This window comes from Halobacillus mangrovi, from assembly GCF_002097535.1.
In the GTDB taxonomy this organism is placed as follows: domain Bacteria; phylum Bacillota; class Bacilli; order Bacillales; family Halobacillaceae; genus Halobacillus; species Halobacillus mangrovi_A.
On the sequence record NZ_CP020772.1, the window covers coordinates 2,681,330 to 2,704,903 of the forward strand.

Consider the following 23,574-nt stretch of genomic DNA (forward strand, 5'->3'; position numbering starts at 1 on the left):
CCATGTCCTCCTTGATCACTTATTTGTTATAGCGCGCTCTCACCTGCTGGATCGTCGATGTCACTGAAATCTGCTCTCGATCCATTTCTACTTCAATGAGCACAGGTTTATCTAGCCCCAACGCTTCGTCAAGCGCCTGTTCAAATTCTGCCGGCCGTTTAACAAAATAACTTTTTGTCCCTAAGCTCTCAGCGATCGTAGAAAAAGGGACATCACCTAAGTCCGTGCCGATCGTTTTATACGGATAATGCATTTCTTGGTGCATTCGAATCGTTCCATACATCCGATTGTTGAACACGATACTAATAACGGGAATCTCATATCTGACGGCTGTTTCGAATTCCTGCATCGTCATCATGAAGCCGCCATCTCCGGATAAAGAAACGACTGTGCGATTAGGTTGAGCAAGCTTTGCTCCAAGAGCTGCAGGCATTCCGTAGCCCATCGCTCCTGAGGTTGGACCAATATATGTGTTTCGTTCATTAAACTGATAAAACGCATGAAGCCACCCAGCGAAATTGCCTGCATCATTCGTAAGGATGGCACCTTCCGGCAGACGTTTTTGCAGAATGGAAATCAATTGTTGGTTGACGGTTCCGTTTTCAATTAGCGTATCCTTATAAACTTGTCTTCTGGTCTCCATCCACTTCTGCCATCTAGGCCAAAGTTTCATTGTTTGAAGGGCTTGGAGCGCTTCTTTTGCATCTGCAACAATGCCCAGGCCCGGAGCATAAACTTTTCCTAACGTTTCACTATCAATATCTATATGAATGAGCGTTTGCTCTTTAGAAATTAGGGAGTAATCTTGAGTCGTCACTTCCGAAAGCCTTGTACCAATGGCAAGAATCGTGTCTGCTTCCTTAACCGTCTTCAATAAGTCGGCACGCATGCCCAATCCTAAGTGACCGACGTAGTGAGGATGATTATTTGGAAACACATCATGCCTCCGGAATGCCGCCATAACAGGTAAACTGTATCTTTCCACGAAACGCTGCAATGCCGATTCCCCACCTGAACTTTTCACACCGCCACCGGCAATGACTATGGGCTTTTCTGCGTCCGCAAGCAAGGCTTCAGTTTGCAAAATCTCAGGTACAGAGGGCCTTGGCTTTGGTCGGATGACTTTCGGACCGAAATTCATCTCCGCCTCTTTCTTTAAGATATCTTCAGGTAGGGCAAGCACCACCGGTCCCGGCCGCCCGGTTTGTGCAATTCGCAATGCGCGCTGCATCAGCTCTGGGACTCTTGGAGGTTCACGAATTTCGGCTACCCATTTGGCAATCGGACGAAAGAACGCTTCCAGATCAACTTCCTGGAAACCTTCCCTGCCGCTGAAACTGCTATGGACTTGTCCTAACAAAACAACTAGTGGAGTGGAATCCTGGTAAGCGGTATGAACGCCGATGGCCAGATTGGATGCCCCAACACCTCTGGTCGCCATCACAACTCCAGGCTTTCCGCTCGCCTTCGCAAACCCTTCCGCCATAAAGGAGGCCCCGCCTTCATGACGTGCTGAAATGAGTTCAATCTCTGGTTCATTGCGAATAGCATCCATAACCGGAAGATAGCTTTCTCCCGGTACACAGAACACTTTTGAAATTCCTTCTAGCCTAAGAGATTCAACAATGGCCTGAGCACTAGTAAGTAATCTCACTCCACAGTCCCTCCCTTCCGAATATTTTTCATACGTTCAACTGCTTCATTTAATCTTTCCGTTGGCACAGATAAGGATATCCGGATGTACCCTTCCCCTCTCTGTCCGAAGGCCGTCCCAGGTGTTACGATGACACCCGCATGATCGAGCACATATTCAGCAAAGCTTTGCGATGTATAGCCATCTGGAACTTTAGCCCATAGAAAGAACGTTCCTTTTGTTTTTTTCGCTTCCATCCCAATTTCCTGCAATGCAGGTAATACTGTTTCCATTCGTTTTTGATAAATCTCATTATTATAGCTAACCGATGAAAAATCGCTATTCAAAGCTGTCACTCCAGCTTTTTGAATCGCAAGAAACTGACTCGTATCCGTGTTGCTCTTCACGATGGATAAGGCACGAATCAAGTCCTCATTCCCAACCACATACCCGATTCTCCATCCCGTCATATTAAAACTCTTGGATAACGACCCAAATTCTACTCCAATGTCTTTAGCTCCTGGTACTTGTAAAAGACTTGGAGATTCATAGCCTCTGAACGTGACTAAATCATAGGCCGCATCATGAGCGATACAAAGCTGGTTATTCCTCGCAAATTCCACCGTTTCTGTAAATGTCTCCAGTTCAACGGTTGCTCCGGTAGGATTGTTCGGATAGTTTAATATCAACAGCTTGGCCTGTTTTGTGTCAGCATCAGAGATTTTTTCGAAGGCAGGCACATATCCTCTTGTCTCATCCAATGGAAAAGGAAGACTTTGGCCGTGAGCCAAGTGAACAGCCGATTGATAGACCGGATAGCCAGGATCAGGCAGCAATACGCCATCTCCAGGATTAATCACAGCTTGAATCAGGTGGGCAATCCCTTCTTTTGAACCAATTAATGTCAACACTTCAGTATCAGGGTCCAGCTCTACCTGGTAATTTTTTTGATAAAAAGAAGCAACCGCTTCTCTGAATTCCTGACAACCTCCATAAGGGGAATATTTATGATTTCCACCGTTTTTGGCTTCTGCTATTAATCGCTCGATAATAAAAGATGGTGTCGGCAAGTCCGGTGCACCAATCCCTAAATCGATGACATCGATGCCTTGCTCTTCTAGCTTCTTCTTTTTTTGATGAAAAATAGAAAACAGATAAGGAGGTAAGCTTTTTACACGTTCTGAACCATAGATCATCTTTTTGACCCCCGAATCATTGAGAGTTATTTAGGAGGCTCTATTCAGTTTGAGAGCTTCAGCTCTTTCACATGGATTGCCTACTGTTACATCCTATTAAAAAAAAATGGGTTTATGATTGATCATTTCATAATCATAAATTCTATCCATTATCTATAAAATGTAATGTAACTCAAAACTATGAGGACAGACCCTATGCCTCTACTCCAATCAATCTAGTAGATCCCAAGCCAGCTGGATTCATACGTCGTATGGGTTCTGCTGGCTTTTTCCTATACAGAAAGGATGTGATCAATGTGACAGCTGCCTTAGAAGGAATCCGGGTACTTGATTTGACTAGAGTGCTCGCAGGTCCATATTGTTCGATGATTATGGGTGACTTAGGAGCTGAAGTCATTAAAGTGGAAGCTCCAGGTGGAAGTGATGATACAAGAAAATGGGGGCCGCCTTTTCAGGAGGGGGTCAGTGCTTATTATTTATGTGCGAATCGTAATAAGAAGAGTTTGACCATCAATTTGAAAAGTGAAGATGGGAAAGACATTATAAAAAAACTGGTAAAGCAAAGTGACGTTATCCTACACAACTTCAAAACCGGAACTATGGAACGTCTTGGACTTGGTTACGACACGTTAAGTGAGATAAACCCTGGACTTGTGTACTGTTCCATTACCGGTTTTGGTGAGACGGGCCCATACAAACATCTTCCTGGCTATGATTTTATTATCCAGGCGATGAGCGGGCTGATGAGCATTACAGGCGATGCTGAGTCGGGCCCACAAAAATTAGGGGTTGCCATCACGGATATCTTGACCGGTTTGTATGCATGTATTGGTGTTCAGGCTGCCCTGTTAGAAAAGGGACAATCGGGGAAAGGACAGAAGATTGACCTTTCCTTATATGACTCGGCTGTAAGTTCGCTTATTAATATTGGCAGCAACTTTCTAATGACAGGACAAGTACCAGAACGATTAGGTAATCATCACGCAAATATCGTCCCTTACCAGACTTTTCGGTCCAGCGATGGCGAAATGGTCATTGCTGTAGGAAATGACCATCAATTTGCCGCGCTCTGCCAGGTCATCAACCAGACCCACTTGATATTTGATACAAGGTTCCGGACCAACCCTGAGCGGGTCGAAAACAGAGAAGAACTGACAAAAGTATTGCAAAGCGCTTTTTCTAAGGAAAATACAGCGTTCTGGCAGGAAAAATGCCAAAAGGCCAATATTCCGTTCGGACCGATCCAGACGTTGAAAGATGTAGAGAACGATGATCATTTAAAAGCCCGTGAAATGTTCGTCTCTGCAGACCATCCGAAAGCAGGACGCGTCAAAATGATTGGCAGTCCTTTGAAACTTTCACGCACACCGGCTCGAGTGAAGCACCATCCTCCTGAACCAGGTGAACATACAGAAGAAGTTCTGCAGGCTTTGGGGTACACCCGAACCCATATTGAAAAACTGAGAGATTCAAAAACGATTTGAGGAGGGTTTTTATGAATTTTGAATTTAGTGATGAACAAGTCATGCTGAGGAAAACAGTAAGAGATTTCGTAGATAAAGAGATTATGCCTTATATTGGTGAGTGGGATTCTAAAGGACATTTTGAAACGAGTATATTTATAAAGCTGGCCGACCTCGGTCTAATGGGTGTATGTATACCAACAGAATATGGCGGCAGCGGAATGGATTACAATGCGTTAGCGATCGTTTGTGAGGAGCTAGAACGTGGCGATACGGCTTTTCGAACAGCTGTATCTGTCCATACGGGATTGAACAGTATGTCGCTCTTGCAGTGGGGAACAGAAGAACAGAAGCAAAAATATTTGGTTCCACAAGCAAAAGGAGAAAAAGTTGGCGCATTTGGACTGACCGAACCAGGAGCAGGATCTGATGTAGCTGCCCTACAATCTACGGCAAGGCTTGAAGGTGACTATTATATCCTCAACGGGCAAAAAACTTGGATCTCTCTATGTGACGCGGCGGATCATTTTCTCGTCTTCGCTTATACGAATAAAAACAAAAAGCATCACGGAATCTCAGCGTTTATTGTTGAAAGGAATATGCCTGGATTCTCATCTAAAGCAACTAAAGGAAAGCTTGGGATTCGGGCGGGGAATACGGGGGAACTATTTTTTGACGGCGTAAAAGTACCTAAGGAAAACCTTCTCGGCAAAGAGGGGGATGGGTTTAAAATCGCCATGGCTTCGTTGGACAATGGCCGCTTCACCGTCGCTGCAGGAGCCTGCGGACAGATTATGGCCTGTCTGGAAGCGAGTGTTGCCTACTGCCATGAACGAAAAACGTTTGGTAAAGAAATCGGCAGGCACCAACTCGTCCAGCAGATGGTCGCAAAGATGGAAGCTGGCCTTCAGATGAGTCGGCTGCTTGTTTACCGAGCAGGTGAACTGAAGAATGAAGGGAAACGAAATACTAGGGAAACATCGCTGGCGAAATGGCAGGCGTGTGATTTTGCGAATCAAGCTGCTGATGATGCGGTACAAATTCACGGGGCGTATGGGTATTCGAATGAATATCCAGTTGAGCGTTATTTAAGGAATTCGAAGGCGCCTGTCATTTACGAAGGAACGCGGGAGATCCATACGATCATGCAGGCGGAGTATGTGCTTGGTTATCGAAAAGATAAGGCTTTGAATAAGATGCTTCCTCCTTGGAAGAGTTGATCATATAAGAAAAAACGTCATTCCTGATGAATGGCGTTTTTCAATGTGAAGCGTTTGTTGTACTTTAATGGCCAGTTTAAGTTTATACCATGATAGCGGAAGAGTCGATTTCGAGAATGTTTAGGGGCGTTGGGGAAGGATTCGCTTTCCTGCGGGGAACTGGCGAGCTTCCTCGGGCTTCGCCCTGTGGGATCTCGCCTCGCTCCTTCTCCCGCGGGAGTCTCCCCCCTCCCCAACGCCCCTTGCAAAATGAAGTTCGCGATATATTGCTACGTAGAATTTGCTATTAAATATCGGAAACAGGTGTAAATACTGAATTTCCTACATGAGCGCCTGTCCATGCTTCCTTTCAGATCAGAAAAGATCGTTTCGAGCATCTTTATCTCATATGGGGGATGGGAAAACGGCGAGACTCCTGTGGGATAACATGTTAGATGAGACCCCGGAAGACGTAAGTCTGAGGAGGCTCAACACATGCCCACGGAAAGCGAGTCGTTTCCCCATCCACCATCGCTCACACAAAAGTCCCGAAACTGAGTCTTCAGGATAAAGAGGTGTTAGTTGAGGAAAGTCTATAGCTAGTGCATCACCGCCGCCTGACAATAATAAACCTCCCAGGACTATTCCCTCTCAAGTAAGGCCAAGTTATATAACCTTCTTAAATAGCACCCGGTCTTTGTCTCGGCCATCATAATGACTCACAACTGGGATTCCTTCGATTTCTTTGTCCCCTTCTTCGATTTCAAACCCCATCTTTGTGTGATAAGCAACAGATCCTTTATTCACAGGAGAAGTAACAGCACGTACGATATTTCTATTGTTCACTTTTACTACTTTGAAGAAGGTCTCATAGAGCCTCCTCCCCACCTCCTGTTTTCTATAATTAGGATCAACTCCTGCAAAATGTATATAAGATTCGTCCAAATAAGTTTGGGATAGAAAACCTATGAGAAATCCGATGACCTCTCCGTCTTCTTCTGCTATAAAACTTGTTTGAGAGAAATGGACAAAGAATAATTTGGGAACCATTTGTGCCATTTGCCGGCCGTGCCACCAGTCGTTTATAAGCGGGGATATCTTTTCATAATCGGAAGGTTCTAAATGTCGAATGTGCATAGTATATATTCCTCCTGTATGTAGGTTAATCTATTTATTTCCATTTTTGTTCTCTTTTCCTAACTTCTTTATTTTTCAGCCAAATCCCTTTCTTTCTGTAGAAATAAAAAAGCACAATCCCTTCATAAGGATTGTGCTTTTCTAGTTAACCTTGTACAAAACTCAGTTCATTCCCATCCAGGTCCAAGATCGTGAACTTTCGACTGCCATATTCCGTGTCAAAAATCCCCTCAATTACCTCCACTTTATCTTTTACACTGGTCCAAACAACATCTACATCGTCAACATAAAAGTTGAACCTTCCTCTTGAAGGAATTTGTTCGTGTTCCAACAAGCCAAACATCGCACCGTCTTCATGTTCAAAATGTACATAATTCGGATTGTCTGGCGGCCACACTGTTTCCACCACAAACCCTAATGTATCTTCATACCATTGTATAGCTCTGTTTAGATCTTTTACATTTGCTCTTACATGCCTTAAGCTGGTTTTCATTCTGTCCTCCCCTCTCACTAAAAGTTTAACATCGTACCACGCTCATCAAAGGTCGAATCTGGATTCCAGGCAACCTCCCACAAATTGTTCTCAGGATCAGCAAAATAAGAAGTGCGTCCTCCCCAGAATGCATCGCTCGGCTCTCTTAAAATTTCAGCTCCAAGTCCTCTAACCTGTTCAATGACTTCGTCTACCTCTTGCTTAGAATTGACGTTAATTGCGAGAGTAACTGGGTAATATTCACTGGTCGAGTGTCTTAACTTGACCCCTGCATCTTTCTCCAATTCTTCGAATGGGAAGAGGGTCAACATCACTCCTGCTGTTTTAAATACGGCATAGTTATCTGAGCTAATATCAGTTTCTTCCCAACCCAATTTTTGATAAAAGGAACGCAATTTAGGTAATTCATGTGCTCCTAATGTAATTAAAGAAACTCTTTGTGGTATCATTCCTTCACCCCTTTTTCGTAATCTTCTACTAGTATAGTTTTTCCTCGCTCATCTGTATTGTAAAAATCGGACACTCTTATTGAGGAAGGGTTTATGCCAACTCGTTTCTTTATGTCTTTTACAAAGTGAGATTGATCGTAAAAATCAAGATCGTCAGGCAGGTTCAACTTTTTTGTTGGGGACTGGTCAATCCATAAACTTAATGCCGATTGGAACCGGATGACCTGGCTAAATTTTTTAGGACTCATTCCTATCACTTGATCGAACATACGCTGCATGCGCCGTCTGCCAATCACTTCTCTTTCACTAATTTCCTTTACAGAAAGCATCCCTCTACTTGAAATAATCTGAAAAAGGATATTTTGTAACTGAACGTCCTCATTCTTTCTAAGTAAAGCATCACTCAAAATTTTTCTTAACACATTATCACAAGCTTTAATTAGATCTGAAACTGATCGTGATTCTTGAATAGCCTTTTGAAGCACGCTTTTCATTTGAGGAGCCAGATGATCTAAACCCGTAATTGACTGAGCCGTTTCTTTCGCCTTTTGTGGAACGAATAGAGAAGCAGTACCAGGATAGAACCGGATCCCGAACGACTTTTTGGTAGAAGATGTGTCTTCTTTAAACATAAAATGATCTTCAAAAATGCCACAATATCGAAAACTTAAGTCTTCATCGTGATCATGATATTCGATAATTATATCTGTGCACCCGTCCGGAATAACCGTAGATATGTACTCTTTCCTCTCCATTAAACTTTTAGAAGCAGAACTCCAATAACAGCATACATAGGGCTGCAGCATCGGGTGAGGCTTGTATTCCTCATATAGAGTGTAGGGGCTTGTCATGATTTTTGGGGTGTAGGATACAAATAGATTGATCATCAACCCTCCTTAGCTGTAGTTATTCTATCTATACCTTCATTCAACAAACGATCCGTTTTTTCCTTTTGCGTTTTATTTCCATTCTAATTCAATAGAGAAAACATATAGTTTTAATGAAAGATAGACAAGGAGTGATTTTAAATGAGTGATTTCCATCTGTTTGTTATACTTACCGTCGTTTTGGTTGCATCAGCTTCTTTCTTATTATCAATGAGATTCCAACATACCCTTCATCAAGGTCAAAAGATGGTCTTAGCTATGGCACAAGGAACGACCCTCGGATTTGTTGCTGGACTACTTATCGCTACCCTCTTTCCATACCAGTTATTTCTCTCCTCTATCATAAGTCTTATTGCAGGTTCTTTTATTGGAGGCTTATGTGGTTATAAACTCGGAATGATTTCATGTTTAGAGGGAGTAACCTCAGGCTTGATGAGCAGTTTAATGGGGGCCATGCTCAGTGCAATGATCCTTCCTCAACAATCTATTCTCTTTATACAGCTCTTCTTAACTCTATCGTTTTGCAGCCTTCTGTTCTATCCTGTGTTTACGAACCACTCAAATCGGATACCTTCAAAAAGATGGTTTCTAAAGCCTTTATTGATCTTGCTGATCTCGTCTAGCTACCTTATTGCTGGCAGTGTGCTGGATGATACACCAAATCCCCAGCCAATTGACCACCACAAGAACCAGCATCTTTCATAAAAACAGGCAGAGAATGATTTTCTCTGCCTGTTTTCATTAGAATTATGAGGCTTTTAACAGCTTCGCGTTAATGGCAACTACAATGGTACTAAAGCTCATGAGAATCGCTCCTACCGCTGGACTTAATACAATACCGATGGGTGCAAGCACGCCAGCAGCCAATGGAATCGCAAAAATGTTGTATCCGGCTGCCCACCATAAATTTTGAACCATTTTCTTGTACGTATTCTTAGACAACTGGATGATGGACAGGATATCTTTGGGATTACTTTTAACAAGAACAATGTCCGCTGTTTCCACCGCTACATCTGTTCCGCTTCCGATTGCGACTCCTACATCGGCTGTAGCTAACGCTGGAGCATCATTAACTCCGTCGCCTGTCATGGCAACTTTCCGGCCTTCTTTTTGTACCTTTTTCACCTGGTCGGCTTTATGATCAGGCAGCACTTCAGCATACACTTCGTCGATTCCGATCTGATCAGCTACCCAATCAGCCACTTTCTTGTTATCCCCGGTGAGCATGATGGACTGAATGTCATGTTTTTTCAATTCAGCTACGGTTTCTTTAGCGGATTCTCGAACCATATCTGCCATTGCGATCATTCCGACATAGTTTTGATCGACGAGAACAAATACAACTGTTTTTCCTTCTTCTGAAAGCTTATTGAATGCATTGGTATCATAGGAATACCCTTGCTCTTTAATGTATCCAGGACTAACGACCTTCACTTCCTGACCGTCTACTTTCCCTTGCAAACCTTTCCCTGTCATGGATTCGAACTCTTTCACTTCCCCCAGGCTGATCTCTTGCTCACGGGCTTTTTCTAAAATCCCTTGAGCCAGCGGGTGTTCAGAATTTTGCTCCACACTGCCCGCCCAGTAAAGCAGCTGATCCTTTTCCTGATTTTCTTCAGGAACGACATCGGTCACTCCGAACTCACCTTTGGTTAACGTACCTGTTTTATCAAAAATGACTGCATCAATGTTGCGTGCATTCTCAAATTGAGTACGGTTTCTAATCAATAATCCTTGCTTAGCGGAAAGTGACGTAGAGACGGCTACCACTAATGGAGCGGCAAGGCCTAATGCGTGCGGGCAGGTAATGACCATAACCGTAACCATCCGTTCAACGGCTGTATCAAAGGCAAACCCCAGGGATGTCCAAATAATAAATGTGGCGATTCCTGCAGTGAGTGCTAAATAAAACAACCACTTGGCTGCTCGATTTGCAAAGTCTTGAGCCCGCGATTTAGAGTTCTGCGCTTCTTTTACAAGCGTAATTACTTGAGATAAGTACGTATCATCACCGGTTTTCTTAACGCGGATCTTTAAGCTTCCTTCTTTGTTGATAGAACCTCCGATGACTTCATCTTCTTCGTTCTTCTCTACGGGCATGGATTCCCCCGTTAACATGGACTCATCAATGGCGGATTTTCCTTCATAAATCGTACCGTCTACCGGTATTTTTTCCCCTGGTTTCACTAACACAAGATCATCAGATTGCAATTCTTGAAGCGGAACATCTTCCGTTTCACCATTTTCGTTCAGACGGTGAGCTTCGTTCGGCATCAGTTTAACGAGTTCTTGAAGCGCATTGGATGCTCCCATGACTGATTTCATCTCAATCCAGTGTCCAAGCAGCATGATATCAATTAAGGTTGCAAGCTCCCAGAAAAAGTTACGGCCTGACCAGCCAAACACAACGAGGGAACTGTACCCATACGCAACTACAATAGCGAGACCGATCAAGGTCATCATGCCGGGTTCTTTATTTTTAAGTTCATCCACAGACCCTGTCAAGAATGGCCAGCCACCGTAGAAAAAGACGAACGTGGCTAATCCAAATAGTACGTATTGATCATAAGGGAATGAAAACTCAAGTCCAATAAAATCCTGAATCATTGGTGATAAAAGCAGGATTGGAATGGTGACAATTAAAGAAATATAAAAACGGCGTTTAAAGTCTTCAATCATACTTCCATGGTCGTGATGATCATGACCTCCATGATCGTCATGATGTCCGTGTTCCTCATGATTATTGTGGTCATTCTTCTGCTCATGACTTCCATGATGATCATGCTCATGTTTACGATGATTATGGTTGTGTTCTTGTGCCATAGCTGACTCCTCCTGTACTCATGATTTCTTATTTGTAATACTATTACCTAGTAGGGGTATAGTTAAAACATAAAAGATTACAAAAATAACCACGGATTTGAAAATTCAAATCCGTGGTTATTCTATGTCAGGATGGATTAAGCTATACTCTTACAAGCATCTGCACACTGGAAGCATGCCTCTGCACATTTTTGACAGTGGTCGTGATCATGTTTCTTACACTCATTTCCGCAATCCTCACATATCTTCGCACATACATTTGCGAGTTCAGCAGCAAACGGCGTGCCTCTTACTAATGCTTGTTCGAGATAACCGCAAATATCCGCACATTCGCGATCTAAACGGATACATTGAGCCATCATTTTGATGTCATCTTCTTGCAGACAGGCATCGTAACAATGGTTACAAGCCTCCATGCACTCATGTAAAGCTTTAATGGCAGACTGATAATTTTCGTGTGACATAACTAATTAAACGCCTCCTTATAAGATATGGTTCACAAAGACGATTACCCTATACCGGTATCATTAAACATATTTTCCAAAAATTAACCAGATCTAATTTTAATTACCATCCAAAATGTGATTGAATTCCTAATACGATTGACATGGAATTAAGCTTAGCCAAAGTCTATGATTTTTGGGAACATAACAGAAATCGTAAAGACTATTTAACAAAAAAAGAACCTCTCCTGTTAAAAAGGAAGGTTCTTACTTGCAGTCTTATTGCTGTGAAACAGGTCTTTTGTATGAAATTTCTTTTTTATTATAAAACAGATAGAATTGCGTCATCGATAACAAGATTATTAATGAAAATCCTAAAAAGATGTTGCTGTACACGGACGTATCTCCATTAAATCCTAACCAATTAAACGGCTGAGATGGGTTAAATAAGTCCAAGGTTTTTCCAATTACTGCTCCACTTATAGCTCCTGAAACAAAGTTAAGCAAATTGAAAACGCCCATGCCTACGCCTGTTTCATTTTTTTCTAACAGGTTGGCAAGAATATCAGCGGAAGACGCCTGAACAAGTGGAAAGCTCATATAAGCGACAATGATCGTTGCGCTGACGACAAATTGGTTGGCACCTACGATCATGGAAAGCAGGAAGAAACCAACCGCTAAAAGGGTCATCGCCAAGTAAAGAACGAAGGTGTTGCCTTTTGAGTCGACAAGAGAGCCTCCTTTTTGTCCCATAAGAGCAGCACTTATTGCGCCCGGGAATAGTACAAGGCCAATGGCCATCGTTCCCAGGTGATAGCTGTCTCTGAACATGATCGGCAGCATGAACATCATCCCAAATAAACAAGTGATGCTTAGAAAGCTCGTGATGATCGTCGAACGGTACTTCCCATTTTTGAACAAGTGCGGAGGAATGAACGGCTCTTTAATCGACCTCATTCTCCATAAATTCAATCCAAAGAAAAGAACGGTCAAAGCAAAAATCCACGAAATGCCAAGGGTGATTCCAAGCAGGAGCGTAGAGATGAAGCCAGCAATGAAAACAGCCCCTATATAATCAATGTAACCCTTATTCACCTCTTCTTGAGGTAGATTTCTTCGTAAGAATGGCAAAGTAATGATGATCATTGCGGATGTTAAAAACAAATATCGCCAGTCGAGGAATCCCGCTATAAACCCTCCAGCTATCGGACCAATTCCAGAAGCGAACGCCATCACAGAAGATACGATCCCAAGGACTTTTCCTCGTGTCTTTGGAAAATAACGAATCGGTGCTAAAAAGACTAGTGCTGGGATCATCGCTCCTCCAACGGCTTGAATGACTCTTGCCACTAAAACCATTCCATAGTTTTGTGCGAAGAAACCAAATAACGAGCCCACCGCAAAAATCGTTAACCCAAACGTGATCAGTGTACGGAATGGATAATAGTCAGCTAATTTCCCATACGTCAATGCTCCGACAGCGTAAACCATGATGTAACCCGTCATCACCCAGCTTACTTCCGAAGGCATCAATTGATAAGTCTTGGCGATATCTGGCACAGCGATATTGAACATTGTTCCGTTCATGACAGAAAGCATAAGGACTGCACATAAAGACACCAGAAGTCTCTTTGGATGTGGAATGTTCGGTTCGTTTTGCTCATCCATAGGAATTCCCCTCCCTTTTATTTCGTTTCCCGAAATGAATCCTACACAACATGAAGGAGAATTGCAAAGATAAAGTGTCCATATTAAGATATTTTATTATTTCTTAACATTCAGATTCAGGTTTCTGGCATTAAGCTGTAGTGAGAAGGTCTTCAGTCCGTTAAAATAGAAGTAGATATAAAGCTTAATTTTGGAGGGGTTAAGATGAAAAAGTGGGCATTCGTTTCCGATTTTGACGGTACGATCTCGAATAAAGATTTTTACTGGGTTGTCATTGAGAAGTATTATCCTGAAGGAGAAGAGCTTTTTAAAAAGTGGAAAGCAGGCCATATGAAAGATATCGACTTCCTGAGCACAGTCTTCTCTTCCATCGACCAGGATGAAGAAAAAATTATTGATGATATTCTGAACATCCCGATTGACGATCACGTCCCTGCTTTTATAAGAAAAGTACAACAAAACGGTGCTGATGTTTACGTGCTAAGTGCAGGTACAGATTATTATATCTATCATATTTTGAAGAAGTACGGCGTTGAGGATGTAACGGTCCTATCCAATGAGGGGTACTATGAGAATAAGAATATACATATGAACATAGATCCTGAGCACCGGCACTACTCTGAACGTTACGGCATCGACAAATCAAAGGTCATTCAGGAATTAAAAGAAACGTATGACATCGTACACTTCGCAGGGGACAGCGAGCCGGATTCCCATCCAGCTGTTTATGCAGACCTCACTTTTGCTAAAGACGTGCTTCAGGATATTTTGAGAAAAAAAGACGTACCCTTTGTTCCTGTAAAGTCCTTTAAGGAAGTGGAAGAAAAATTAAAAGATGAAGGGTTTATCTCTCATGAGTAATCCCATAACGAACATCCCCATACCTGCTATTTTGGAAATCAAAAAAGGAGCGATTTACCATCTCGAATCACTGCTTAACAAACATGGATTTAAGAAAGTTCTCATTTTATTCGATGGTTTCACTTTCGATCAATTTGAGGAAAAAGTGCGGGGAGCGTTTTATACATTAGAACTTGAGACCGTTCTTATGAACGATCAGTTGGACATTAAGGAACTTATTACGTACGCTTTTTCATTTCATCCATATGACGTAATAGTTGCCATTGGAGGTGGTTCCGTCATTGATTACGGGAAGTATATCAGTTTTTCCCGCGGCACTCCATTCATAAGTGTACCAACCTCAGCATCCAATGATGGCTTTGCGAGCAGCAACTGCTCATTGCTCATTGAAGGCAAAAAAACAACTGTCCCAGCCAAAGTTCCCTATGGTATCATTGCTGATTTGGATATTATCCATCATGCGCCAGATAAATTCATTTTGGCTGGCGTTGGCGACTTGATGTCAAATATAACTGCGCTTTATGACTGGGAGTTCGAGGAGTCTCAAGGCGTAGGATATGTGAACGCTTTCGCATCCATGCTCAGTAAAAAAGCCGTCAACAGCTTTATACGAACCCCGATGCAGGACATCAAGAATCCTACGTTTTTAAAAGAGCTCGTCAGCTCCTTAACGATGGGAGGCGTTGCTACCGTCATCAGCGGAAACAGCGCACCGATCAGCGGATCGGAACATCTGATTTCACATGCCTTAGATAAATATGCAGAACATCCGCAAATGCACGGAATTCAAGTAGGCATCGCCACCTATATCATGGCGAATGTCCATGAACACCGGGCAGAACGCATGCAAAAGATTTTTAGCCGAACAGGTTTTTTTGATTATGTAAAAACCCTGGAGATGAAAAAGCATGACTTCCAGCAAGCAATTGAAAAGAGTCCACTCATGAAGCCAAACCGCCATACGTTTCTGCATGAAGAAGAGTATCGAACAAAAGCGTTACGTTTTGTAGAAGAGGATGAAGTAATGAACGTCATCTTAAAGTAATTGGTAAGGAACTCGATAGCGGGTTCCTTCTATGTTTTTTCGCACATTAAAGTATGAAGGAAAATCAACCTCTGGGTCCCCATAACATGACTGCCACGCCAATAATGCAAATCCCCGCTCCAAGGATGTCGTAGAAATCCGGTGTTTTCCGATCTATCCCCCATCCCCATAACACAGACAGCACGATGAACACCCCTCCATAGGCGGCATAAACTCTTCCGAATGATGGAAAAGACTGAAAGGTCGCGATCACTCCATAAAGGGCTAGAGATAATCCACCAATAAGGCCGAAGTAAAATGGTTTTCCTTCTCTCAGCCATAACCAAATTAAATAGCCGCCTCCGATTTCAGCTACCCCTGCGAATAAAAACAGGAAAATAACGGTAAGCAATAGACTTCCTCCTAATACGATCTATTTTTCACACAGCAACTATGTAAAAAATAGAGAGGGTACCCTCTCTATTTTTGTCTTAATAATCTCATGCTGTTTATAATTACGACAAGAGCTGCTCCCGTATCTGCCAAAACGGCCATCCATAACGTGAGTAAGCCAGGAAAAATCAATAGCAGGGCTGCGAATTTCGTAATGAGGGAGAACCAGACGTTCTGTTTAATGATGGCTAATGTTCTCCGGCTCAAGCGAACGGTATGAGGAAGTTTTTCCAAATTATCAGCCATCAGAACGATATCCGCTGTTTCCATTGCGGTATCCGTTCCTGCTCCTCCCATCGCGATCCCTAGATCAGCAGTAGCCAGTGCAGGTGCATCATTAATTCCGTCTCCGACCATTGCTACACGTTTGCCTTCTGCTTGAAGCTCTTTAATGGCCTTGACCTTATCTTCGGGTAGAAGCTCAGAGAAATATCTGTCCACTCCAGCTGATGATGCTATTTTCTTCGCTGTTCCATCATTATCACCTGTAAGCATAACCAATTCATTTAAACCTGCCTGCTTTAAATGCTGGATCGATTGAACCGTGATCTCACGGATCGTATCAGAAACTCCGATGATCCCTAACACTTTTTTACGGGTACCCACGAGGACGATGGAACCTCCGTCGTTTTGAATGGAATGAATTTCACCGTTGACCTTATCCAGGGCAATATTCATCTCCTTGAAAAGTTTAGGGTTGCCAGCGAAATATTCTACACCATCAATCACAGCTTTCGCACCCTTCCCTGCAATTGCTTCGTAGTCGGTTCCGTTCTGAGCTGAGATGTGTCTTTCTTCAGCGTAAGACGTAATCGCACTTGCGATTGGATGAGTCGAATGCTCTTCAATGGTACGGGCAATCGCTAATAGATCATCTCTATTATTATTTAAATCTATCAGCTGTGTCACTCTCGGTTTTCCTTCTGTCAGCGTACCCGTTTTATCAAAAGCCATTGCCGTAATTGCTCCAGCTTTCTCTAAGAAAGTGCCCCCTTTGATGAGCACCCCGTTTTTCGCTGCATTTCCGATCGCCGAAACGATTGCTACTGGAGTAGAAATCACTAATGCGCAAGGACAAGCCACTACTAATAAGGCGAGCCCTTTATAAATCCAGTCTCCCCATGTTCCGAATCCTAATAGCGGAGGGAAGACCATAATAAGGAGAGCGAGAATGAAAACAATCGGCGTATAGACGCTTGCAAATCGATCGACGAATGCCTGAGTGGGGGCTTTCTTTGCCTGGGCCTCTTCTACAAGGTGAATAATATTTGCAATGGTCGTGTCTTCCACAAGCTTTGTGACCTTGACCTGTATAGAACCATGCTCATTAATGGTTCCAGCGAACACTTCATCTCCTTGTTTTTTGTCGACAGGCAGCGACTCTCCAGTGATCGGCGCCTGGTTTAAGCTGGAGGCACCAGAGATGATTTCACCGTCGAGCGGCACTTTTTCACCAGGCTTGATTAAAAGCACCTCTCCTATTGTAATCTCCTCTACAGATTTTTTAATCCATTCACTTCCAGATTTCACTGTAGCTTCTGAAGGAGTAAGATCGATTAAACTTCGAATCGAGTCTCTTGTACGTTCAATCGACCTATTTTGAAGCATGTTCCCAAGCGCAAACAACCAGACAACCATTGCACCTTCAAACCACTCACCAATGAGGGCAGCTCCAAGAGCGGCAGAAGCCATTAGGACATTCATATCTAATGAACCACTCTTAATCGAGTAGAAGGCACTTTTCGCAGGCTTATATCCTCCGACAAGAATAGATACGGCATAAAACATTACAGATAACATCTCAGGAAGGGCTGTAAAAGAACTGATAAAACCAAGACCTAAAAAGCTTCCTGAGATCGTCGTTCTCAAGTCTTTTGGTTTCGATTTTACCGTCTCTTCTCTTTTCCCTTTTGAATCCACAGATGCTTTAAATCCGGATTTTTCTACCTCTTTCATAATAACGTCTGGAGACGCTGTATGTTGTATGTGTAATTTTCCGGTAGAAAAATTGACCCGCGCCTCTTTTACATCTGGATGCTGACTGAGATGCTTTTCAATGGTTTGGGCACAAGAACCACAGTCCATCCCTTCAATCACATAAGTTTCAGCCTGATAATTAACTACCGGAGCGGCTATATCAAATCCTATTTTACCAACCAGTTTTGGAACCTCATCGAGGACAGCTACACTGGACGCTTCTACCTTAAGCTTCCCTGTTCCATAATTAACTTCTGCTGATTGAATGCTTTCATTCTTTCCAAGGCTTTTCTCAATCGTCGCTGCACAAGAAGGGCAATCCATCCCTTCAACTTTATAGGTGCGCAGAGCTAATGAAGGTGAGATATTTTGTTTTGACTTCTCCTCGGCTCCTTGTTCACTTGAGCAGCAGCCAGAGTTATTTTTTTCTGAAGTGCTGCAGCATGTACTTTCCTTTTCTGAAATGCTTGAGCTCAAGCGATCTCCATCTGAGGTACTGCAGCATGCATTCTCCTCTTCTATGGTACCGGAAATAGATTTTTTCTTCTCTGAAGTACCGCAGCATGCACTATCCTTCTCTATAGTACTGGTATTTGGGCTATCTTTTTCAGTAGTTCCACAGCACGATGCATTTGTGTCAGGTTCAAGCATTGGTGTACTTGTAATATCTGATGATTCACTTGAACAGCAGCTGTTTTTCGGATGTTCTTCGATGCGACTCATTTCCATCACTCCAATTATCTATCATTATTCATTCGCGTGAGTCATAGCAATCTTCACAAGCTGGTGAATATGTTCATCCGCTAAATAATAAAAAACTAATTTTCCCTCTTTACGATATTTAGCTAATCCCATGTTTCTTAATAAGCGCAAATGGTGTGAAGCGGCCGCATTGGTTGCACGGATAATGTTTGCAACATCACAGACACACAGTTCCTCTTCTAGCGTTAACGCGTAAGCGATTTTCAAGCGCGTAGAATCTGATAACGCTTTAAAGATCAACTCTACTCCCAGAACGTCATCCATTTTAGGCTGGACACGCTGGACTAGATCTTCATCGTAGCAAAATGTATCACATGTATCTTTGTTCGTGGTCTTTGTTACTTTTTCACTCAATCTCTACACCCTCATTCTAATATTCGTTTGAACGTTTGTTTATAGTGTATGTTTCTGATGGAATGAAGTCAATACTTTTCATTCAAATAGACATTTGAATGAAAAAGAGACCTCCATTTAGAAGTCTCTTTTTCTGCTCTTATAAAAAAACAACGGATCACAGGGATCCGTTGTTTTTAGATGATACCGATGCGACAGATTACTGCCCTCGCCTTCTTACCAGCTTGCTTTTTTAACGCCAGGCACTTGGCCTTTATGAGCGTACTCTCTAAAAGCAATGCGAGACATATTGAATTTTCTCATATATCCACGCGGACGGCCGGTAATTTCACAGCGTCCATTCAGACGAGTTGGTGAAGAGTCACGGGGAAGCTTTTTCAATGCTTCATAATCCCCTTTAGCCTTCAGCTCTTTACGAAGGTCTGCATATTTAGCGACCATTTCTTGTCGTTTCTTTTCTTTAACGACTTTTGACTTTCTAGCCATACAGAAAAAATCCTCCTTCTTATAAATTTTTTAATATGAAAAATGTCTATATTCGGCGTGCGTTAATAGTAATCGTTACTAATTAAAAATGAACAAAAATATATCGCGGGGTTTTTGACCGCGCGATAATCTATTAATAGTAATGATTACGATTTATTCTATACCAAAAGAATTGATTTGTAAAGCCTTTAGGATTTTACATGCTCGGCGTTCCCTGCAGTAGTCGTTTCTGTATCCAGATGGCAGCAATTGCTCCTTCCCCCATAGCCGCTGTGACCAGTTCAGAGTGTGCCCCAATGTCTCCTGCTGCCCAAAGGTCAGGAACACTCGTCATTTTTGTACGAGAATCTATGATAAGATGGTGCTTTTCATTCATCTCTGCACCTATCCTACTTGCAAGCTCTGTCTGTACTTTATTTCCCCCAAACGCTAAGAATCCTTTTTCAACCTTTATGATCTTTCCACTAGTTGTCTCCACACTCTCTATTGCACCGTTTTGGTGGTTCACTTTCTCAATGGTTTCATTTCGGATGGGAATGTTCCTATTCTCCAATTCCGTTCTTCTTCGCTCTGCGATATCCGCTCCATCATGATTAATGTAGGTAATATCTTCGCTCCAGTAGTGGATTGCCTCAGCCATAGCAGCTCCTGCATCTCCTGAGCCGATGACAATCGTCTTCTTATCCGTAATCTCATACCCATCACAATCTGGACAAATATAGAGGGATAGACCGAGACATTCCTTCAGCCCGGGAATTGCTGGTAAGTTGTCCTTCACTCCTGTAGCAAGAAGCACCGTTTTTGCCTTGAATAAGGTCCCCTTTTCTACAGAGACAGTGAACCCTTCAGATTCCTTATGTAGACGAGTGACTTCATCATTTAAAAATTCGATCCCAAGGCCTTTTGCTTGTGTGACTCCAGCATCCCTTAGTTCTTGGCCGCTTACCCCATTCGGGAAGCCAAGGATATTATTGTACTTTCTGCACAAGGTGGATCGCCCTTCCCCAGCATCGATCGTCAATACTTTTCTATTGTATCGTCCCAACTGAATAGATGCCTGCAACCCTCCAATACCGCCGCCGATGATGATACAATCATAGGTCATGAATAACGTCTCCTTTTCAAATCCCCTTTCGTTATTCTTCTACTCAATACTTCCCATTATGTATGAGGTTTTGAATTCTACACTGTTAAAAGTGAGACAGTTATTCAAGGATATAGCAGGTCAGTAGAAGACTTATTTCGAGGTACTGTAAGCTTTCCGTTGCCATAAGTAGAATTTAGAGGTCCGAGAAATCACTCGCTTTCCGTGAGCATGTGCTGAGCCTCCTCGAGCTAAAGCTCTCCGGGGTCTCACCTATCATGCTCTTCCCACAGGAGTCTCGCGATTTACCGGACCTCCTTCCTCCTGTTAAATGGAGCCGTTCATTACGCTACAGGTAGAGTGGATGGAAAACGGCGAGACTCCCACGGGAGAAGGAGTTAGGCGAGACCCCACAGAGAGCGCAGCGAACGAGGAGGCTTGCCAGTTCTCCCGCAGGAAAGCGAGTTGTTTTCCAGCCAACCTTATGCTTATTACGTAACGGTCCTGAGAATATCTCGAATTCAAGTCTTCAAAATAAAGAGGCATATCATTAGAGGACAGAACGTTATTGAGGTATTTTCCACACGGCCGTTCATGATTGTTACTACAAAAAAGCTCATCCACAAAGATGCGGAGGAGCTTTGGCATGTTTAAGTTCCTTCAATGATATAAGATGTTAACTCTTTAATTTTTGCCTGCTTCCCAGCACTTGTAAACGTATAAATATCGCAGAAGTGAAATTGTTTACCACTATTGAAGAAAAGAGTTCCGTCAGCTGCACCTGTACGTCCGTGAGTGATGATATTTTTAATATGAATTTTTGAGATGGGGCTCCCTTCCATATGCTGTAGGGAATCAGAAAAAGCTTTTTTACCTTGGATGACTTGATCTCCAACCATGTTCCATTGAATATCATCTGAGACGCAACTTATTATGAACGCAACTTCATTTTTTGCAAAAGCAATGTTGAACTCTTTGATTAACTGTTTCTTTGGAGCATTTCCACAATCGTCATAGCAAATGATTTCTGGCTCTTTTCCTCGATTGTTCACATTTCAGCCTCCTATTTAACTGGGATCCATATTTCTGAATAATAGTCTTCGCTGTAGGGATCTTCTTCCGAATATACTTCCAAATCGGGTGTTCCTGCATGTCTATACCCGCTGGAAGGAAACCACTCCGAATAAATCTGTTTCCATACCTTTTGAATTGCTTCTGGCATGGGACCGTGCACTTCAAATACGGCCCACTTGGAAGCAGGGAGGTCAAGTTTAGAAAAGCCTTCAGGTACATCTCCTTCATGGGCAGCAGCTATCCAGTAGTCAATATGATTGGCTTTTGTTTCACTTTTATCTACACAAACTCCTAGGACACCTTTGATATCTCCATTATTTAATTCGTACAACTTTTGATCCGTTCCATTTTCATTCACCTTATCCCAAAGCTTTGGAATCACCCTGTGATTCTCTCCATTTACACATGAGACTTCCTGTTTTAACCCGACTACTTGGATCGGACCTTTTTCCTTCATTTCGTATTTCATCGGTTCTGCCCCTTTCACATTTACCTGGATCACCAGGCGGTTATAGGATTTCATCTTTCCCGTAAAGCTCTTCACTTCTCTTGGAGAGATGCCGTGTTGTTTTTTGAAGGCTTTAGAGAAAGACTCAGGAGTGTCATAGCCATACTTGTAAGCCATATCGATCACCTTGACGTTTGAGGTTGAAAGCTCATGGGCAGCAAGGGTCAGTCTTCTTCTTCTGAGGTATTCGGCAACAGGAATGTCCGTTAACAATGTAAACATTCGCTGAAAGTGAAAAACGGACGTATGGGCCTGCTTGGCGATATCCTCAATGGAGATATTTTCAAGCAAATGTGCTTCCATATAATCAATTGACTTTTGCAATGATTGAACAAGCGTCATATGATCACTCCCTGACTCTATACTATCTTTACATCATGACAGAATCCTGTCCGTTTCTGCTTTGTATGAACAGGTTGATAAGGTGGAAGATCATTTTTCCTATTATACATTTTTTAGAAAAAAAGCGAATGCTCTATTACTTTCTACTTATCTTTCTTCATATAACGTTGGGTCATTTTGTAGAAAATTCCAGGTTCATCAACTTTTACGTAAACGGTTTGAACCCTCTTCTTAAACCCGAAAAACCTTCTTATTTCAACGGGTTCTTTCAATTTTACGACGTAAGGAATAGATTCCTTTTCGAGACCGTGAAGGGCAAGTTCAAAACAACTCCGATCTCTTGCCACTTCCTCAGGTGTTTTTATATTTTTCATGACAGCGTCTACCTTTTTCCAAGGGATGAATCCGTAATGTCGATACCTTTTTGAAAATGAATACCTTTTTGGTCAAGAACGACGGGCGCGAGTCTAATAGCTTGATAATCTGAGATAATAAAAAGTAACGCGTAGACATCAAAGGCAGTGAGAATTCAGGCAAGTGTGTGACTGTACATGGCGACCATGACGTGAACGGCGATGATTTCAATGGTCATAGCGTGGACAAGCAAAATGAATACACCCAGATAACTTCCGTCTTTGTGGAAACTAAACGCACGGCCTTGTCCTTCTGGTATAACAAGTGCTTTTTTTCTCCAGCTGAACAAACTGTAGTAGATAGCTGCTATATCAGTAGCTAAAACCCTCAGTATGCTCTGGAATTTAGTTATATGGTTAATTTTGAAGGAGAAGGTTTGTTGAATGGCATGAGTAAAACTTGATAAAAAGTGATAACGGGTCTCCTTGGCAATTTTATAATTCTCTATTAACAAAGGAAGTCTCTTAAAGACTGCGATAAGAAGAACTAGCTCGATGATAATCACTAATGCTTCGAGCATAATGACAGAGTGGTTAAAATAGGAGAGGTACCCGTCTGCTTGTTGAGGAATGATCCAATTTGCTAGCAGCAAACCCCAAAACATAAAGCCAACCAATATAACCCGGGATACTCTCTTCTTAAATCCAAAGAAGTAGAGTAGAAGAGGCAAAATAACGATAAGATCAAGTGCAGTACCAAGCCCTACATAATCGTCAATTGGACCGACGAGCTGAACTTGCATAACGAGGTAATTCGGAAGGATGATTAAGAAGAGAAAGAACAACATGCGTTTCCAAGCAATTTCATTCAAGGAAAAAGAAGCTGTCATGCGATTCCCCGCTTT

General features: G+C 42.5%; 23 protein-coding genes. 5 read left to right on the forward strand and 18 right to left on the reverse strand.

Translation table 11 applies throughout. The annotated features are described in order from the left end of the window. Positions 1 to 19 precede the first annotated feature (19 nt). Positions 20 to 1,654: a thiamine pyrophosphate-dependent enzyme gene (locus HM131_RS13205; protein ID WP_085030207.1), complete on the reverse strand. Its 1,635-nt coding sequence runs from the start codon at positions 1,652 to 1,654 to the stop codon at positions 20 to 22. Next, complete coding sequence (locus HM131_RS13210; protein ID WP_085030208.1) at positions 1,651 to 2,829, reverse strand: LL-diaminopimelate aminotransferase; 1,179 nt, start codon at positions 2,827 to 2,829, stop codon at positions 1,651 to 1,653. Before HM131_RS13210 ends, HM131_RS13205 begins: the two co-directional genes overlap by 4 nt. A 296-nt stretch (positions 2,830 to 3,125) precedes the next feature. Between HM131_RS13210 and HM131_RS13215 the strand changes: the two genes are divergently transcribed. Both HM131_RS13215 and HM131_RS13220 read left to right on the forward strand, forming a co-directional pair. Beyond that, positions 3,126 to 4,313, forward strand: a complete 1,188-nt coding sequence (locus HM131_RS13215; protein ID WP_085030209.1) for a CaiB/BaiF CoA transferase family protein — start codon at positions 3,126 to 3,128, stop codon at positions 4,311 to 4,313. An 11-nt stretch (positions 4,314 to 4,324) separates the two neighbouring features. Continuing rightward, on the forward strand, positions 4,325 to 5,512 hold the full coding sequence (locus tag HM131_RS13220; protein ID WP_085030210.1) for an acyl-CoA dehydrogenase family protein: 1,188 nt from the start codon (positions 4,325 to 4,327) through the stop codon (positions 5,510 to 5,512). A gap of 645 nt (positions 5,513 to 6,157) precedes the next feature. Here the strand turns inward: HM131_RS13220 and HM131_RS13225 are convergent. The 4 genes from HM131_RS13225 to HM131_RS13240 form a co-directional block, all read right to left on the reverse strand. Further along, positions 6,158 to 6,628 (reverse strand): GNAT family N-acetyltransferase, encoded by a 471-nt coding sequence (locus HM131_RS13225; RefSeq protein ID WP_085030211.1) that lies wholly within the window; start codon positions 6,626 to 6,628, stop codon positions 6,158 to 6,160. A gap of 145 nt (positions 6,629 to 6,773) precedes the next feature. Continuing rightward, positions 6,774 to 7,121: a VOC family protein gene (locus HM131_RS13230; protein WP_085030212.1), complete on the reverse strand. Its 348-nt coding sequence runs from the start codon at positions 7,119 to 7,121 to the stop codon at positions 6,774 to 6,776. A gap of 17 nt (positions 7,122 to 7,138) precedes the next feature. Continuing rightward, the gene (locus HM131_RS13235) at positions 7,139 to 7,570 is read right to left on the reverse strand and encodes a VOC family protein (protein WP_085030213.1); all 432 of its coding nucleotides are present in this window, start codon (positions 7,568 to 7,570) and stop codon (positions 7,139 to 7,141) included. Next, entirely contained in the window at positions 7,567 to 8,457 is an 891-nt protein-coding gene (locus tag HM131_RS13240) for a helix-turn-helix domain-containing protein (RefSeq protein WP_085030214.1), read from the reverse strand. Before HM131_RS13240 ends, HM131_RS13235 begins: the two co-directional genes overlap by 4 nt. 141 nt (positions 8,458 to 8,598) lie before the next feature. Between HM131_RS13240 and HM131_RS13245 the strand changes: the two genes are divergently transcribed. Then, entirely contained in the window at positions 8,599 to 9,162 is a 564-nt protein-coding gene (locus tag HM131_RS13245; RefSeq protein WP_085030215.1) for a hypothetical protein, read from the forward strand. 42 nt (positions 9,163 to 9,204) lie between these two features. Here HM131_RS13245 and HM131_RS13250 read toward each other — a convergent pair whose 3' ends face one another. From HM131_RS13250 to HM131_RS13260, 3 genes are all read right to left on the reverse strand, one after another. After that, positions 9,205 to 11,280: a heavy metal translocating P-type ATPase gene (locus HM131_RS13250; RefSeq protein WP_085030216.1), complete on the reverse strand. Its 2,076-nt coding sequence runs from the start codon at positions 11,278 to 11,280 to the stop codon at positions 9,205 to 9,207. A 137-nt stretch (positions 11,281 to 11,417) separates the two neighbouring features. Continuing rightward, on the reverse strand, positions 11,418 to 11,744 hold the full coding sequence (locus tag HM131_RS13255; RefSeq protein WP_085030217.1) for a four-helix bundle copper-binding protein: 327 nt from the start codon (positions 11,742 to 11,744) through the stop codon (positions 11,418 to 11,420). A 258-nt stretch (positions 11,745 to 12,002) separates the two neighbouring features. After that, entirely contained in the window at positions 12,003 to 13,391 is a 1,389-nt protein-coding gene (locus HM131_RS13260; RefSeq protein WP_085030218.1) for an MFS transporter, read from the reverse strand. 204 nt (positions 13,392 to 13,595) lie between these two features. On the opposite strand from HM131_RS13260, the gene HM131_RS13265 reads away from it, so the two are divergent. Both HM131_RS13265 and HM131_RS13270 read left to right on the forward strand, forming a co-directional pair. Next, complete coding sequence (locus tag HM131_RS13265; RefSeq protein WP_085030219.1) at positions 13,596 to 14,252, forward strand: MtnX-like HAD-IB family phosphatase; 657 nt, start codon at positions 13,596 to 13,598, stop codon at positions 14,250 to 14,252. Continuing rightward, positions 14,245 to 15,297, forward strand: a complete 1,053-nt coding sequence (locus HM131_RS13270; protein ID WP_085030220.1) for an iron-containing alcohol dehydrogenase family protein — start codon at positions 14,245 to 14,247, stop codon at positions 15,295 to 15,297. Before HM131_RS13265 ends, HM131_RS13270 begins: the two co-directional genes overlap by 8 nt. Positions 15,298 to 15,361: 64 nt before the next feature. Here the strand turns inward: HM131_RS13270 and HM131_RS13275 are convergent, their stop codons facing one another. The 9 genes from HM131_RS13275 to HM131_RS13320 form a co-directional block, all read right to left on the reverse strand. Next, on the reverse strand, positions 15,362 to 15,688 hold the full coding sequence (locus HM131_RS13275) for a YnfA family protein (RefSeq protein WP_085030221.1): 327 nt from the start codon (positions 15,686 to 15,688) through the stop codon (positions 15,362 to 15,364). A 68-nt stretch (positions 15,689 to 15,756) separates the two neighbouring features. Beyond that, on the reverse strand, positions 15,757 to 18,435 hold the full coding sequence (locus HM131_RS13280) for a heavy metal translocating P-type ATPase (protein ID WP_408607067.1): 2,679 nt from the start codon (positions 18,433 to 18,435) through the stop codon (positions 15,757 to 15,759). Positions 18,436 to 18,453: 18 nt separating this feature from the next. Continuing rightward, a complete protein-coding gene (locus HM131_RS13285; RefSeq protein WP_085030223.1) occupies positions 18,454 to 18,822 on the reverse strand; it encodes an ArsR/SmtB family transcription factor in 369 nt (122 codons plus the stop codon). A 216-nt stretch (positions 18,823 to 19,038) separates the two neighbouring features. Beyond that, complete coding sequence (rpsN, locus tag HM131_RS13290; RefSeq protein WP_085030224.1) at positions 19,039 to 19,308, reverse strand: 30S ribosomal protein S14; 270 nt, start codon at positions 19,306 to 19,308, stop codon at positions 19,039 to 19,041. A 196-nt stretch (positions 19,309 to 19,504) separates the two neighbouring features. After that, positions 19,505 to 20,413, reverse strand: coding sequence for an NAD(P)/FAD-dependent oxidoreductase (locus tag HM131_RS13295; RefSeq protein WP_085030225.1), 909 nt, complete (start codon positions 20,411 to 20,413; stop codon positions 19,505 to 19,507). Positions 20,414 to 21,042: 629 nt separating this feature from the next. Continuing rightward, positions 21,043 to 21,444 carry a nuclear transport factor 2 family protein gene (locus HM131_RS13305; RefSeq protein WP_085030227.1) on the reverse strand — a complete coding sequence of 134 codons (402 nt, stop codon included), beginning with the start codon at positions 21,442 to 21,444 and terminating at the stop codon, positions 21,043 to 21,045. 11 nt (positions 21,445 to 21,455) lie between these two features. Beyond that, positions 21,456 to 22,316 carry an AraC family transcriptional regulator gene (locus HM131_RS13310; RefSeq protein ID WP_085030228.1) on the reverse strand — a complete coding sequence of 287 codons (861 nt, stop codon included), beginning with the start codon at positions 22,314 to 22,316 and terminating at the stop codon, positions 21,456 to 21,458. A gap of 143 nt (positions 22,317 to 22,459) precedes the next feature. Then, the gene (locus HM131_RS13315) at positions 22,460 to 22,690 is read right to left on the reverse strand and encodes a hypothetical protein (RefSeq protein ID WP_085030229.1); all 231 of its coding nucleotides are present in this window, start codon (positions 22,688 to 22,690) and stop codon (positions 22,460 to 22,462) included. 155 nt (positions 22,691 to 22,845) lie between these two features. After that, the gene (locus tag HM131_RS13320; RefSeq protein WP_085030230.1) at positions 22,846 to 23,559 is read right to left on the reverse strand and encodes a hypothetical protein; all 714 of its coding nucleotides are present in this window, start codon (positions 23,557 to 23,559) and stop codon (positions 22,846 to 22,848) included. Positions 23,560 to 23,574 lie beyond the last annotated feature (15 nt).

What these genes read in the sequence shown, in the direction of transcription:
- HM131_RS13315 (WP_085030229.1), bottom strand. Translation starts at nt 22,690, where the DNA reads ATGAAAAATATAAAAACACCTGAGGAAGTGGCAAGAGATCGGAGTTGT.
- HM131_RS13230 (WP_085030212.1), bottom strand. Translation starts at nt 7,121, where the DNA reads ATGAAAACCAGCTTAAGGCATGTAAGAGCAAATGTAAAAGATCTAAAC.
- HM131_RS13265 (WP_085030219.1), top strand. Translation starts at nt 13,596, where the DNA reads ATGAAAAAGTGGGCATTCGTTTCCGATTTTGACGGTACGATCTCGAAT.
- HM131_RS13280 (WP_408607067.1), bottom strand. Translation starts at nt 18,435, where the DNA reads ATGGAAATGAGTCGCATCGAAGAACATCCGAAAAACAGCTGCTGTTCA.
- HM131_RS13250 (WP_085030216.1), bottom strand. Translation starts at nt 11,280, where the DNA reads ATGGCACAAGAACACAACCATAATCATCGTAAACATGAGCATGATCAT.
- HM131_RS13210 (WP_085030208.1), bottom strand. Translation starts at nt 2,829, where the DNA reads ATGATCTATGGTTCAGAACGTGTAAAAAGCTTACCTCCTTATCTGTTT.
- HM131_RS13240 (WP_085030214.1), bottom strand. Translation starts at nt 8,457, where the DNA reads ATGATCAATCTATTTGTATCCTACACCCCAAAAATCATGACAAGCCCC.
- HM131_RS13255 (WP_085030217.1), bottom strand. Translation starts at nt 11,744, where the DNA reads ATGTCACACGAAAATTATCAGTCTGCCATTAAAGCTTTACATGAGTGC.
- HM131_RS13245 (WP_085030215.1), top strand. Translation starts at nt 8,599, where the DNA reads ATGAGTGATTTCCATCTGTTTGTTATACTTACCGTCGTTTTGGTTGCA.
- HM131_RS13235 (WP_085030213.1), bottom strand. Translation starts at nt 7,570, where the DNA reads ATGATACCACAAAGAGTTTCTTTAATTACATTAGGAGCACATGAATTA.
- HM131_RS13310 (WP_085030228.1), bottom strand. Translation starts at nt 22,316, where the DNA reads ATGACGCTTGTTCAATCATTGCAAAAGTCAATTGATTATATGGAAGCA.
- rpsN (WP_085030224.1), bottom strand. Translation starts at nt 19,308, where the DNA reads ATGGCTAGAAAGTCAAAAGTCGTTAAAGAAAAGAAACGACAAGAAATG.
- HM131_RS13320 (WP_085030230.1), bottom strand. Translation starts at nt 23,559, where the DNA reads ATGACAGCTTCTTTTTCCTTGAATGAAATTGCTTGGAAACGCATGTTG.
- HM131_RS13260 (WP_085030218.1), bottom strand. Translation starts at nt 13,391, where the DNA reads ATGGATGAGCAAAACGAACCGAACATTCCACATCCAAAGAGACTTCTG.
- HM131_RS13270 (WP_085030220.1), top strand. Translation starts at nt 14,245, where the DNA reads ATGAGTAATCCCATAACGAACATCCCCATACCTGCTATTTTGGAAATC.
- HM131_RS13225 (WP_085030211.1), bottom strand. Translation starts at nt 6,628, where the DNA reads ATGCACATTCGACATTTAGAACCTTCCGATTATGAAAAGATATCCCCG.
- HM131_RS13220 (WP_085030210.1), top strand. Translation starts at nt 4,325, where the DNA reads ATGAATTTTGAATTTAGTGATGAACAAGTCATGCTGAGGAAAACAGTA.
- HM131_RS13295 (WP_085030225.1), bottom strand. Translation starts at nt 20,413, where the DNA reads ATGACCTATGATTGTATCATCATCGGCGGCGGTATTGGAGGGTTGCAG.